Annotated in this window: 9 protein-coding genes; 6 read left to right on the plus strand and 3 right to left on the minus strand. The window is 70.3% G+C overall.

Going from position 1 to position 13,329, the window contains the following annotated elements; genetic code table 11:
• Positions 1-91 precede the first annotated feature (91 nt).
• Positions 92-2,566: an ATP-binding SpoIIE family protein phosphatase gene (locus FCI23_RS07970; RefSeq protein ID WP_136722744.1), complete on the minus strand. Its 2,475-nt coding sequence runs from the start codon at positions 2,564-2,566 to the stop codon at positions 92-94.
• A gap of 240 nt (positions 2,567-2,806) precedes the next feature.
• Between FCI23_RS07970 and FCI23_RS07975 the strand changes: the two genes are divergently transcribed.
• The gene (locus tag FCI23_RS07975; RefSeq protein ID WP_136722745.1) at positions 2,807-4,447 is read left to right on the plus strand and encodes an MFS transporter; all 1,641 of its coding nucleotides are present in this window, start codon (positions 2,807-2,809) and stop codon (positions 4,445-4,447) included.
• Positions 4,448-4,525: 78 nt separating this feature from the next.
• On the opposite strand, the gene FCI23_RS07980 is transcribed toward FCI23_RS07975, so the two are convergent.
• Complete coding sequence (locus FCI23_RS07980) at positions 4,526-6,964, minus strand: MFS transporter (RefSeq protein ID WP_136722820.1); 2,439 nt, start codon at positions 6,962-6,964, stop codon at positions 4,526-4,528.
• Positions 6,965-7,207: 243 nt separating this feature from the next.
• Positions 7,208-7,651 carry an SRPBCC family protein gene (locus tag FCI23_RS07985; protein ID WP_136722746.1) on the minus strand — a complete coding sequence of 148 codons (444 nt, stop codon included), beginning with the start codon at positions 7,649-7,651 and terminating at the stop codon, positions 7,208-7,210.
• Positions 7,652-7,810: 159 nt separating this feature from the next.
• On the opposite strand from FCI23_RS07985, the gene FCI23_RS07990 reads away from it, so the two are divergent.
• The 5 genes from FCI23_RS07990 to FCI23_RS08010 all read left to right on the plus strand — a co-directional run bounded on the left by FCI23_RS07990 (position 7,811) and on the right by FCI23_RS08010 (position 12,902).
• The gene (locus tag FCI23_RS07990) at positions 7,811-8,842 is read left to right on the plus strand and encodes an Rv2578c family radical SAM protein (RefSeq protein ID WP_136722747.1); all 1,032 of its coding nucleotides are present in this window, start codon (positions 7,811-7,813) and stop codon (positions 8,840-8,842) included.
• Between the two features lie 176 nt (positions 8,843-9,018).
• Positions 9,019-11,496, plus strand: a complete 2,478-nt coding sequence (locus FCI23_RS07995) for a sensor histidine kinase (RefSeq protein WP_136722748.1) — start codon at positions 9,019-9,021, stop codon at positions 11,494-11,496.
• Entirely contained in the window at positions 11,493-11,927 is a 435-nt protein-coding gene (locus FCI23_RS08000; RefSeq protein ID WP_136722749.1) for a roadblock/LC7 domain-containing protein, read from the plus strand. Before FCI23_RS07995 ends, FCI23_RS08000 begins: the two co-directional genes overlap by 4 nt.
• Positions 11,924-12,322: a DUF742 domain-containing protein gene (locus FCI23_RS08005; protein ID WP_136722750.1), complete on the plus strand. Its 399-nt coding sequence runs from the start codon at positions 11,924-11,926 to the stop codon at positions 12,320-12,322. The genes FCI23_RS08000 and FCI23_RS08005 overlap by 4 nt, the downstream gene beginning before the upstream one ends.
• A complete protein-coding gene (locus FCI23_RS08010) occupies positions 12,303-12,902 on the plus strand; it encodes a GTP-binding protein (RefSeq protein WP_136722751.1) in 600 nt (199 codons plus the stop codon). Before FCI23_RS08005 ends, FCI23_RS08010 begins: the two co-directional genes overlap by 20 nt.
• The last annotated feature ends 427 nt before the right edge of the window (positions 12,903-13,329 follow it).

Genomic DNA, 13,329 nt, shown 5'->3' on the forward strand with positions numbered 1-13,329 from the left:
CAGGATCCGTGCTACCGCCGAAAATTGCGCAGAACAAGAACGCCGACGAGGACGCTGATCAATCCTTGACCTTGCGTTCGACCCCGGCAAATCAGCCGCAGCGCCCGGACAGGACCTGGCCGCGCCCCCGCCGCCAGGGCAGAGTCTGCTCGAACCAGACAGTTTTGCCCCCCGAGTTGCGGCTCGCGCCCCACCTCTTCGCCAGCCGGCTGACGATCCGGAGCCCGCGCCCGTACTCGTCGTCCGGCCCGGCGCTCAGCAGGGCCGGCATCGCGTGATTGTCGTCCGTGACCTCGCACAGCAGTGCGTCGGCCCGGACCAGCCGCAGCTCGACATGGCGGCTGTGGGCATGCCGTACGGCATTGGTGACGATCTCGCCGACCAGCAGCGCGGCCGTCTCCGCCGCTTCCTCCAGGCCCCAGCCGATGAGTGTGTCGCGGGTCAGCCCCCTCGCCCGGGCCGCTTCGCGCGGGTGGAGCGCGAGCTGCCAGGAGGCCACGTCCTCGCGCGGAATGCCGTTGAGCCGGGCCATCAGCAGCGCCACGTCGTCCTTGCGGCCGCCGGGCGGGTTCAGCGCCCGGATGATGGTGTCGCACGCGTCGTCCATCGACGCCGCCGGATGCGCGGCGCTCTCGCAGAGCGCCGCGAGCCCCGTGCCGATGTCCTGCCCCCGCACCTCGACCAGGCCGTCCGTGCAGAGCACCAGCCGGTCGCCGGGTGCCACCGGCACCCGCACCGTCTCGAACGGCACGCCGCCGACCCCGATCGGCGCACCGGTCGGCACCCGGAGCAGCTCGCTGCGGCCGTCCTCGGCCCGGACGACGACCGGCGGGATGTGCCCGGCGTTGGTGATGAGCAGCTCGGACCGGATCGGGTCGTAGACCGCGTACAGGCACGTCGCCAGGTAGTGCTCGCCGAGCCGCTGCGCCAGGTCGTCGAGATTGCGCAGCAGCTGGTCAGGGGCCATGTCGAGGGCGGCCATGGTCTGTACGGCGGTACGCAGCTGGCCCATCATGGCGGCCGAGTTGAGGCCGTGGCCCATGACGTCACCGACAACCAGCGCCAGCCTTGAGCCCGGCAGCTTTATGGTGTCGAACCAGTCACCGCCGACCCGGCCGAGGCGGGTGCCCGGCAGATAGCGGGTGGCCACGTCGCACCCCGGCATGCGCGGGGTGATCTGCGGCAGCATGCTGTCCTGCAAGGTGTCCGCGACATTTTCCTGGTACGTGTACATACGGGCGTTGTCGAGGACGAGCCCGGCACGGGCGGCGAGTTCGGCGCCGGTCACCCGGTCCATGTCGTTGAACACCGGCCGCTCGGCGTGGCGCAGCAGGATCATGAAGCCCAGCACCACATTGCGCGCCTTCAGCGGTACGACGAGCATCGACCGGCCGGTGATCAGCGGCCGGATGTCGCGCTTCTCGAACTGCGAGGCGATCGCGTCGCCCATCGGCTCGGTGATCCGGGGTACGAGCACCGGCTGCCCGCTGGTCATGCACTGGAAGAACGGGGTGTGCTCCGGGAAGGGCATGGACTCGCCGACCGGCACCACATCGTCCCAGCGGCCCGGCTCGTCGGTATGTTCCAGGGCCACCCGGTACCACATGGTGGTGACGACGTCCGGCGGGCCGTCCGGGAAGCCCTCGCCCGCCAGCACAGCCTCGCGCAGATAGGTGCCCGCGACATCGGTGAAGCGCGGCACCACGGCTGCGCTGACCTCCTGGATCGTCGCCGCCAGGTCCAGGGAGGAGCCGATCCGGCCACTGACCTCGTTGAGGAACTCCAGGTGCTCGCGCACCGCGGCGTACTCGAGGTCCGGCGCCAGGTCGGGTTCCGGATCCGTGGGCAGGGGGGCCCGCGGGCCGGCGGCGGCCGCCTCGGCGGCGCGCAGTCGGCGGGCATGGCGCTCGGCCCTCCTGGGCACGCCCCAGTCCGGGGTGACGGGCACCCGGTCGTGCTGGCTGATCTCCAGCACCGGGTAGCCGAGTTCGAGCACCTGGGAGACGATCCGGCGGCTCTCGCCGACGCTCATGCTGGGCAGGATCTCCGGCAGCCGCTTTGCGAGCTGGTCGGCGCCGGGGAACTCGGTGTGCAGGGCGAAGCCCGGCGCGAGCCGTTCGAACTCCTCGGTGCGGTCCTCCTCGTCCGGCCCGGGCGGCGGGCTCTGCAGCTGAGCCGCGTCGGCGGCGAGCACCAGCAGACGCTCGGACCCCGGTCCGACCAGCGGGTACGCCCACCACAGCACATCCACCGGGCGCTGGTCGCGGCGGTCGTTCAGCCGGGCGCGGCCCGCCGTCGGGTAGGAGGTCTCCCCGCTGAGCGAGGCGTCCAGGTCGGGCCCGAGGCCCTGGCCGGGGTCGTAGGCCGCCCCTGTCGGCTGCTCTTTCCGCAACGCCCCGGTCACCGGCAGCAGATCGGCGGCGGGCAGGCCCACCGCTTCCTCCCTGGCGCGGCCGAACAGCCGGCGCGCCCCTGTGCTCCAGTGCGACACCAGACCCCCGTCGTCCACGACCGCGACGGCGAGCGGCATGCGCCCGGACACCCCCGACGCATTGCGACGGTCCATGGCGCCTCGGCTCCTTCCCCTACGAACCACTGATCCGCCGCCGGGTGATCGGCCCCGCGTAGGATTTGATGGCTCGGCTACCACCGTACGGCCGGGGTGGCCGGCGGCGGAGGCCAATGGCCGAAACCGGCGTATGCCCGCGCGGAGGCAACCTTAGGGACGCGTGTTAGCGTCCCCAAGGCTGATCGAACTCCAGATCCGAAGGTGCGGGTTCGAGACACTCGGACCTGAAGAGGCAGTATGACCACAGTGGAGGCGGTACTTCCCGCCGCTGCGCTACGCCCCGATTTCCGCCTGCGCCACCCCGTGGTGGCCGCGACCGTGCTGGCCGCAGTGCTGCACGTGCTGTGGGCGCTGTTCATGGCGAGCGATGCCGGAGACCTCGCCGCGCAGTACGCGTGGACCGACTTCGTCCTCAAGCACCCCGACTCCGCGTACAACCTGTCCTGGTACGGCGGCATGCACCCGGCCAACTACAGCGTCCTCTCGCCTTATGTGATGGGCCTGCTGGGCGTCCGGACGACCGCGGTCATCTCCGGCACGCTCTCCGCGACCCTCGCCGCGTGGCTGCTGGTCCGCTCCGGCATCCGCCGGCCGATGCTGCCCGCGCTCTGGGCGGCCTTCGCCATGTGGTGCGATATCGCGTCCGGCCGGGTCACCTTCGCCTTGGGCATGCTCTTCGCCCTGCTTTCGGCCGCCCTCCTGCTGGGCGACGGCGGCAAGGTACGCCTGCAGCGGGTCGTCACCGCCTCGGCACTGGGTGCGCTGGCGACGATGTGCAGCCCGGTGGCCGGGCTATTCGTGGAGGTGCTCGCGGCTGCGCTGTTCCTCAACGGGCGCCGCAAGGACGCGTACGTCCTGGCCGCCGGTCCACCGTTGGTGATCGGGACGACATCGCTGCTGTTCCCGTTCTACGGAGTGCAGCCCTTTGCCTGGTACTCCGCCTCGCTGCCGTTCGTGACGGCCGTGCTGGTGGCCGTCCTGGTGCCCCGCCGGTGGCGGACGGTGCGGGCCGGTTCGTGGGTCTACGCCGTTGGGATAGCGCTCTGCTGGGTGATCCCGTCCCCGATCGGCAGCAATGTGGAGCGGCTCGCGCTGCTGCTCGGCGGCGTGGTGCTGCTCGCGGCCGCCCAGGCCCGCAAGCTCAGCGGCCAGAAAGTTGTCGCAGCGTATATGGCGTTTTCCGGCGTCGCCCTCTGGACGATCATCAAACCGGTGGCCGACTTCGTCACCACCGCTCCGGCGACGGCCACCGTCGAGCATGCCCAGCCGCTCATCGACGAGCTGCTGCGGGTGGGCGCCGACCGGAGCAGGGTCGAGGTCGTCCCCATGCGTTCGCACTGGGAGGCCTCAGGCCTCGCCCCGCATGTGAATCTCGCGCGCGGCTGGAACCGGCAGGCCGACGTCGAGCGCAATCCGCTCTTCTACAACGGCACTCTGACCCCGGCCTCGTACATCGCGTGGCTCCGCAACTGGGGCGTCGCATATGTGGTGCTTCCCGCCGACAAGCCCGACACCGCGGGCGTCGCCGAAGCCAAGATCGTCGCCAGCGGCAACTCCTGGCTGAAGCCCGTCTGGCAGGACTCGCACTGGCGCCTCTACCGCGTCTCCGGCACGCAGCCCCTCGTCGATCCGCCGGCCACCGTCACCCTCGCCGGCCCCGCCGATCTGACGGTGAAGGTGCCGAAGGCCGGCAGTGTGCTGCTGCGCGTCCCGTGGTCCCCATGGCTCGGCATAGACGGCGCCCTGGACGACCTCCACGGCTGTCTCGCCAAGGACGGCGAGTGGACCCGGCTCTACGTGCCGACGCCCGGCACCTACAAGATAGGCGCGCGGTATTCGCTGACGCGCGGGACCCCGTGCCAGAAGCCGGAGAAGTAGTCCTCTTCGGACGGGCTTGACAACCAAGCCCGTCCGAAGCCCCCGACGCCGCCGTCGCCCCCGCCCGGGGGATGAGGTTCAGTCCTCGTGTCCCAGTTGCAGGTCCCGCTCCGTCCGGCCGCCGCCGGCGACCTGCAACACCGTGGCCACCGGCGGGTAGCCGGCGGCGATGACGGTGTACTCGCCGGCCGCGAGGTCGACGAAGCGGAAGATCCCGTCCGCGGCGGTGATCACCGAGTCCACGACATTGCCGGCCGCGTCGAGCAGCGTGACGCGCGCCTCCTCGACCAGGCGGCCGCCCGGGGCGCGTACGGTGCCGCGCAGGACCGCCCCGCCCGCGAGCTCGACGTCCTGCCGGGTCTCGCGCGACGCCTGTACGGAGACGGGCAGTGCGGCCGGACGGTAGACGGGGGCGCTCGCGGCCAGGGTGTACTCGCCGGCGACGAGCTCGCTCAGAACGTAGCCGCCCTCGCGCCCGCTGCGTGTGCTGCCGACGACATCTCCCCGTACGTCGGTGAGAGTGACGATGGCGTCGCGCACGGGAGTGCCGTCGGCCGTGCGCACCGTTCCGGCGAGCCGCCCGGCGCCGCCGAGGACGACGTCCAGTTCCACGGGCCGCTCGCCGACGGTGACGCTGACGGCCTGTGGCTGGTGGCCGCCTGCGGCGGCGATCAGGACATAGCTGCCGCTGCCCGGGGTGCTCAGGGCGTACCGGCCGTCCTCGCTGGTGGCCCCGCGCCCGATCTGGCGGCCGGTGACATCGATGAGGGTGAGGGCCGCCCGGCCGACGGTGGTGCCGTCGGAGTGCTGGACCGTGCCGCAGACCGGGACTCCCACGCGGGCGTGGTCGGCGGTGCGCGCGGCGGGGATGACAGGCTCGGGGCCGGAGCCCGGGCCGGGGCCGTACTGGGTCACAAGGGGTTTCTCCTTGAGGAGGAGGGCGAGCAGGAGGCCGACGACCAGCACCGGCACGAGGTAGAGGAAAATTCGCGGCATGGCGTCGGCGTAGGCCCGCACATATGCGTCGCGTAGCGGCGCGGGCATGGCGTGCACCAGCTGCGGGGTGATCGATTCGGCGTCCGGGAGCCCGGCCCCCTTGGGGAGCCGGATGGCGAGCCCGGCGGCGAGCCGTTCGGCGAAGAGCGTGCCGAAGACCGCCGCGCCGACCGAGCCGCCGATCTGCCGGAAGTAGTTGTTGGCGCTGGTGGCCGCGCCCAGGTCGGTGGGGTGCACCGAGTTCTGCACGGCGAGGGTCAGCACGGGCAGGACGAGCCCGATACCGAGCCCCAGCACCGCCATATAGACGCTGTACTCGGCGCGGGGGGTGTCGGTCTCCAGTCTGGACAGCAGCCACATGCCGGCCGCCGACAGGGCCCCGCCGAGCACGGGGTACGGCTTGTAGCGGCCGGTCCGGCTGATCAGCTGGCCGGAGGCGATGGAGGCGATGACGACGCCGAGCATCATGGGCAGCATCAGCAGCCCGGACTCGGTGGCGGTGGCGCCGTCGACCATCTGCAGAAAGGTCGGCAGATAGCTGGCCGCGCCGAACAGGGCGACGCCGGTGACGACGCTGACCAGCGAGGTGACGTTGAAGACGGAGTCACGGAACAGCCGCAGGGGAAGGATGGGGTCGGCGGCGAACCGCTCCACGAGCGGGAACAGCAGCGCACAGGCGAGCGCGCCCGCCCCGAGCCCGACGATGACGTGCGAGCGCCAGGCGTACGTGGTGCCGCCCCAGCTGGTCAGCAGCACCAGGCAGGTGGACCCGGCGGCGAGCAGCAGCGCACCGAGGATGTCCAGCCTGGGCTTGCCGGCGGGCTTGGGCAGCCGCAGCACGACGGTGATGACCGCGAGCGTCAGCAGCCCGAAAGGCACGTTGATGTAGAAGCACCAGCGCCAGGAGGCGTGGTCGGTGAAGTACCCGCCCAGGAGCGGCCCGGCCACCGAAGCGAGGCCGAAAGCGGCACCGATCAGCCCCATGTAGCGGCCGCGCTGCCGGGGCGGCACGATGTCCGCGATGATCGCCTGCACGCCGATCATGAGCCCGCCGCCGCCGATGCCCTGGACCGCGCGGAAGACGATGAGCTCGTTCATCGTGCGGGACCAGCCGGCCAGTGCGGAGCCGATGACGAAGACCACGATGGCGAACTGGAAGACGCTCTTGCGGCCGAAGAGGTCACCGAGCTTGCCGTAGACCGGCAGTCCGATGGTGGACGCCAGGAGGTAGGCGGTGACCGCCCAGGACATCCTGTCCAGGCCGTGCAGCTCGCCGACGATCTTCGGCAGGGCCGTCGCCACGATCATCTGGTCGAGCGCGGCGAGCAGCAGGGTGAGCATCAGCCCGAGGAAGATGAGGCGGACCCTGCGCGGGGTGAGTGCGGCGGCCGAGGTCCCGGTGCTGTCGACCGGCCCGGGTGGCTCCTCGGGAAGATCCGCGGGGTCCCCGGCGCACGGCGCGGGGACCGCCCCCTGGGACCCCGGCGCCGCTTCCGTCCGTTCGGCCTGGCTTGCCAGCATGGTACTGCCCACGTATCCGCTCCCCTAGTCGCGCCTGCGCCGCCCATTTCTCGCATCGGCCGACATCTATGAGCAAGTACGATGAACCTTCGGAGAACGCTGGAATCCCGGCCTGACGTGCGCTATTGGTCAGGTTTGCGCGAAGCAGAACCACCCGTCCAGGTGAACGGCAGAGCGGCCATCCCATCGCGGCCCACGCCCTGCGCCGACGCCTTGAGCCTGCCCCTACTACTTCTCCCCCTCCTAGTTCTCCACCTCGGCGGCGAGCTTGGCGAGGACCGCGTCGTAGATCCGGTTCAGTCCCTTCGGCGCGAAGGTGCGCTCGAAGAAGCCGCCGATGCCGCCCGCGCCCGTCCAGGTGGTCGAGGTGACAACCTTGGCCCGGCCCTCGCCGGCCGGAGTCACCGTCCAGGTGGTCACCATGGAGGAGTTGCGGTCGGTCTCGACCAGCTGCCCGGCGGTCGGCTCGGTCACCGCGAAGAGGATGTCGCGGATGCGCTTCTCGGTGGCCTGCAGCTTCCAGTGCACAAGGGTGCCGGCGCCACTGCCGCCCTCCTGGACCTGGTACTCGCTGAACTGCTCGGTGAGCAGCCTCCCACGGGTCCCGGTGTAGTCCGCCAGCGCCGCGAAGACCCGCTCGGGGGCGGCTTGGACCACTCGCTCTGTCGTCGCCTCGACCTGTGCCATCTGACTGTCCTCCAGTGCTGCCCGGATGCCTGCTGCCTGCCCGGATGTGTGCGGAAAGCCAACCACCGCGGGAGCCCGGGGCCAAAACCGGGGCACCCGCTCGACGCTATTCGGTCAGGTGTTCTATTGTGGTGTTCTGAGAGCGACGAAGGAGGCGGCATGAGGTGGGACAACCTGGCCCTCGACGGGGGCCCGAGCGCGCCCGCGCTCTTCGGCACGGACGTAGTGACACGGACCTTCGACACGCCCGAGTTCCGCGGCATCACCTTCCATGAGGTGCGGGCCCGGTCCATCGTCAACCGCGTACCGGGTGCCTCCCGGATGCCGTTCGAATGGACCGTGAACCCCTACCGGGGGTGCAGTCACGCCTGCGTGTACTGCTTCGCACGCAAGACGCACACCTATCTCGACCTCGACGCCGGGCTGGACTTCGACTCCCAGATCATCGTCAAGGTCAACGCGCCCGAGCTGCTGCGCCGCGAACTCGCCACGCCCAAGTGGCACGGCGAGCACATCGCCATGGGCACCAATGTCGACTGCTACCAGCGCGCGGAGGGCCGCTACCGGCTCATGCCCGGCATCCTCACCGCCCTGCGCGACCAGGCCAACCCGTTCTCCATCCTCACCAAGGGCTCGCTGATCCTCCGCGACATCGAGCTGCTCGAACAGGCCGCGCGGGTCACGGAAGTCGCCACCGCCGTCTCCGTCGGGTTTCTCGACCGCAGCCTGTGGCGCACCGTCGAACCCGGCACCCCCTCCCCCGCCATGCGCCTGGAGGTCTGCCGCCGGCTCAATGAACGCCGCATCCCCTGCGGCGTCCTGATGGCCCCTGTCCTCCCCTACCTCAGCGACTCCCCCGACCAGCTGCGCGCGACTGTCCGAGCCATCGCCGAGGCCGGCGCCACCTCCGTCACTCCCCTCGTCCTCCATCTGCGCTCCGGCGCCCGCGAGTGGTACCTCGCCTGGCTCTCCGTGCACCACCCGCGCCTGCTCAGCCGCTACAAGGCGCTCTACGCGGAAGGGGCCTACGCCCCCAAGTGGTACCAGCGCCGCATCACCCGCCAAGTCCACGAATTCGCCGCCGAGTACGGTATCGGCCCCGCCCGCCCCGGCATGGCCCGCCGCCTCGGACCTCCGGCGCCGGCAGTCCCGGACCCGGACCCCGGGCCCACCCAGCTGACGCTGCTCTGACCCTCCGCGCACGAACCGGCCGAAGAACTCCGCCAGGGCCGCCCGTTGGACCGTGACTTACGAAAGCACCCCACAGCCGGGCGAAACGGGGGGGACTCTCGACCACAATTGTCGTATGGCTACTATCAAGCCACCAATCGCCGCCCTTTGGCGATTTTTCGTCATGGATGCGAGTGATGGGTGAGGAGAGTGTCCTGCACGTGACTGGATGGGGCAGGATCGGCCGACGAAGAACGGCAGCCGTACGCGACGGGGGCTCACCGGGGACAGCCAGCGGCCGGCCGCGGATACCGGTCGGCGCCCGCCGACTGCCGCTGCGTACCGCGCTGATCATCGTCGTACTCGTACCGAGTGTGGCTCTGACCGCGCTGTGGGGTCTGGGCACCTATCAACTGGCCACCCAGTGGCAGAAGGAGAAGGTCCAGCGGGATCTGGGCGAGATCGTCGGCATACCCGCGGGCTTTCTGTTCTCGGGCCTTGAGCAGGAGCGACGGCTCACCGCAGAGGCACTGGCCGACCCCGGCACCCCCTCCCGCGAAAAGCTTGCCAAGCAGCGCGCGGTGACCGACCGGGCTGTGAGCGCCTTCCGGTCGCTGGCAACCCTGAACACCGCCAACGGACAGACCGGGCTCGCCAACGCCATCGCCGGGACCGAACGCAGCCTCGGCCCCCTCGCCCAGCAGCGCCGCGCGGTGGACGCCGGTTCGTCCAGCGAGCAGAAGGCGTTCGACTACTACAGCGGCGCCCTTCAGTCGAACCTCAGTGTGTTCTCCGCACTCAGCCGCGGCGCCAACGGCGAAGTGACCGGTCTCGCGGAGACACTGGTCGACCTTTTCGGCGGCATCGACATGATCGGCCGCGAAGACGCCCTTCTGGCCCGTGGCCGGCAAGCGGGGCATCTGACGAGCAACACGTACGACCTTCTCCTCGACGCCGTCGGCACCCAGGAGTACCTCACGCAGTCCCGGGTGGCCGCCAACCTCACCGGCAATGAGAGCGACCTGTACGCAAGGCTGACGACCAGTAAGGCGTGGCAGTCCAAGGTCGCTCTGGAGCAGCGGCTGGTCACCGACAGGAGCAGCAACGGAAGCAACGAGGTGGCAGACCATCAGGTCCGCGCCGAGTGGCGCTCCTCGGTGGACACGGTCACCCAGCAGCTGCTGCAGCTTGTCCAACTCCGGATCGACAAGGTCGTCAAGACCGGCACCAGCAACGTGGACCGGCTCTTCGTGTTCCTCATCAGCGTCAGCGCCGTGGGCCTGCTCGCCGTGGGCCTGGTCATCGTCACCAGCTGGCGCCTCACCGCCATTCTCCGCCGGCGCATCCTCGACCTGCGCGAGGATGCCCAGAAACTCCAGGAGCGGCTGCCCGATGTGGTCGCCCGGCTGGAGCGCGGCGAGGACGTCGACGTGGACGCGGAAGTACGCCTGGTCGAGCCCACCCCCGACGAACTCGGCGAGCTCGGGCATGCCCTCAACCTGGCCAGCCGCAGCGCCGTCTTCACCGCCGTGCGGCAGGCCGAACAACACCGTGGCTTCGAACGCCTGCTCCAGCGCATCGCCCGCCGTACCCAGATCCTCATCGGTCTCCAGCTGAAGAAGCTGGACGAGCTGGAACGCAAGCACGAGGACCCCGAGGTGCTGGAGGGCCTGTTCGACCTGGACCATCTCACCGCCCGGCTGCGCCGCTACGAGGAAAACCTGGTGATCCTCGGCGGCGGCCAGCCGCAGCGCCGCTGGCGCAAACCGGTACGCCTGCTCGATGTGCTGCGCGCCGCGCAGGGCGAGGTCCAGGACTACCGCCGGATCTCGATCGAGGTCGAGGACGAGCCCTGGGTGACCGAGCGCGCGGTGGGACCGCTGGTCCACATCCTGGCGGAACTGATGGAGAACGCCGCCGCCTTCTCCAAGCCGCCGACCCCCGTCGAAGTGCGGGCCGCGATGGTCAGCCGGGGCTTCGCCGTGGAGATCGAGGACCGCGGCCTGGGCATGGAACCCGAGCAGTACGCCGCCGCCAACGCCCTGATGCAGTCGCCGCCGCAGCTCGATGTGATGACCCACGCCGACGATGTACGCCTCGGCCTGTACGTGGTCGCCCGGCTCTCCGCGAGCCTGGGCCTCCGGGTGGAACTGCGGCCATCGGCCTTCGGCGGCACCCGTGTCATCGTGCTGCTCCCGGAACCGCTGGTGGTGGACCGCCCCCGCCCGGTACCCGGGCCGGCCGCGCTCCCCGAGGAGGTCCCCCGGGACCCCGCCGGTCCGCAGCCCCACCCGCTGGACGGTACGGACGGTCCCCGCCCGCCCCACGAGGACGGGCAGTTGCCGACCCGCTCCCGGGGACGCGCGATGGCCGACGTAACAGCACCCGCCGGATCACCGGATCGGAGTGACGCGGCCGCATCGTCCGATTCCCAGCCACTGCCCCAGCGGGTGCGCCAGGCCAGCCTGGTCACCGAGCTCAGGGCCCCGGCGGACTCCGGTGAACAGACCGACCAGGAGACCTGGGCCGTACGCGATCTGCCCAGCCGATCCGGTGCCACGATCGGCGCGTTCCAGAGACAGTCCCGCAGGACCCGGCCCGTCGACGACGCCTTCCAGCCCCCGGCGAACGGATCCCCCGAGCCCAGTTCCCGCACGACGGAGGACCGAGGATGACGCAGCCAACCACCGCCACCAACGCAGACCTGGACTGGCTCCTGGACGGCCTGGTCGACCAGGTCGCGGGCGCCCGGCACGCCATCGTCCTGTCAGACGACGGCCTGGTGATCAGCCGGTCCCAGACCATCGAACGCTCGGACGCCGAACGCCTCGCCGCGATCGCCACCGGCCAGCAGAGCCTGGCCCGCGGTGTCGGACAGCTCTTCAGCGGCGGACCGGTCCACCAGGTCATCGTCGAGATGGCCGACCTGTGGCTGTTCATCACCGCGGCGGGCCGCGGCACCCATCTGGCCGTGGTCGCCTCCCAGGAGGTCGACGCCGAACTGATGGCCGTCGCAATGCACACCCTGGTCCAGCAGGTCGGCCAGAAGCTGGGAACCGACGCGCGCAGCACCCCGCAGGCCGATGACGCGGGGAGACACGGATGAAGCACTGGACGGAGGGCTTCGACGACGATGACGCCGACGAGCCCCTGGTCCGTCCCTACACGATCACCAGCGGACGAACCACCCCCGAGCGGGACGACCTGACGCTCATCACCCTGGTGACGGCGATTCCCGAGGTCTCTTCGGAGGCCGGACACGGCCTGCGGAGAATGCAGCCGGAACACCGCACCATCCTCGCTCTGTGCAAGGGGCCCATGGCGGTGGCCGAAGTCGCCTCCGCGCTGGACCTCCCGGTGACAGTGACCAAGATCCTCATCGGCGATCTGATCGAGGCCGGCCAGGTGCGGGCCCGGCCACCGCTGGCCTTCGCACAGGCAGGCGGCATCCCCGACATGACAATCCTTGAGGCGGTGAGGGATGGGCTACGCAAGCTCTGACCACGGGGACACTGCTCCCCTGGCAGTCAAGATCCTGATCGCCGGTGGTTTCGGCGTCGGAAAGACGACCCTGGTCGGCACGTTGAGCGAAGTCGCCCCACTGCGCACCGAGGAGTACCTGACCCGTGCCAGCGTCGGCGTGGACGATCTGGAGGGGGTGAGCGGCAAGTCCACCACCACCGTCGCACTGGACTTCGGGCGCATCACCATCAGCAGCGAACTCGTCGTCTACCTGTTCGGCACCCCCGGGCAGGAACGCTTCTGGTTCATGTGGAACGACCTCGTCAACGGGGCGATGGGCGCGGTCGTCCTGGTCGACACCCGCCGACTGGATGTGAGCTTCGCGTCGATCGACTTCTTCGAAAGCCGCGGTATCCCCTTCGTCGTCGGCGTCAACTGCTTCCACGGTGTCAGGGACCGGACACAGGAGGAGATCCGCGCGGCACTCGATCTCGATCCGCAGGTGCCGCTGGTGCTCTGCGACGCCCGCGACCGGTCGGCGGCCCGCGATGTGCTGCTCGCGCTCATCGAACACCTGATGGCAGGTCACTCCCGCCCCGCACCACACCCGGTGGCCTGACCGGGCCGCGTCCCTGGACGCTCCGATGCCCCGCACCATCGCTCTGGTGGTACGGGGTCGGCGGCGTCCGACGCCGGGCCCAATCCAGTGCTGCGCGACGGTAAGCGGACGGTGTCAGCCATGAGCCCCTGGAGCAAGGAGATCTGCCCCAAGTGAGCGAAGCGGTCCCTGACCAGCCCGCGTAGTCGTTCCTCGACCGTATGGACATTTCCCGAAGTGGGGCTGACGACGACCCGGCCGAGGTCCCCGTCGGGCGCGGCCGGCAGGGAGTCCGTCCGGCCGTGACCGCGCGGCCTGGCCGGATCGTGCCCATGGCCTTCTTCCCTGTTAGGTCTGCGTGTTGAAGCGGATCGAGCAAGGGTGGGTTCGTGACTGGATGGCGTACGTACTGGGTGCCGCAGCGCCGCTGTGTGGAATCCGAGCTGGT

The organism is Actinacidiphila oryziradicis, from assembly GCF_005047355.1.
Taxonomy (GTDB): Bacteria; Actinomycetota; Actinomycetes; order Streptomycetales; family Streptomycetaceae; genus Actinacidiphila; species Actinacidiphila oryziradicis.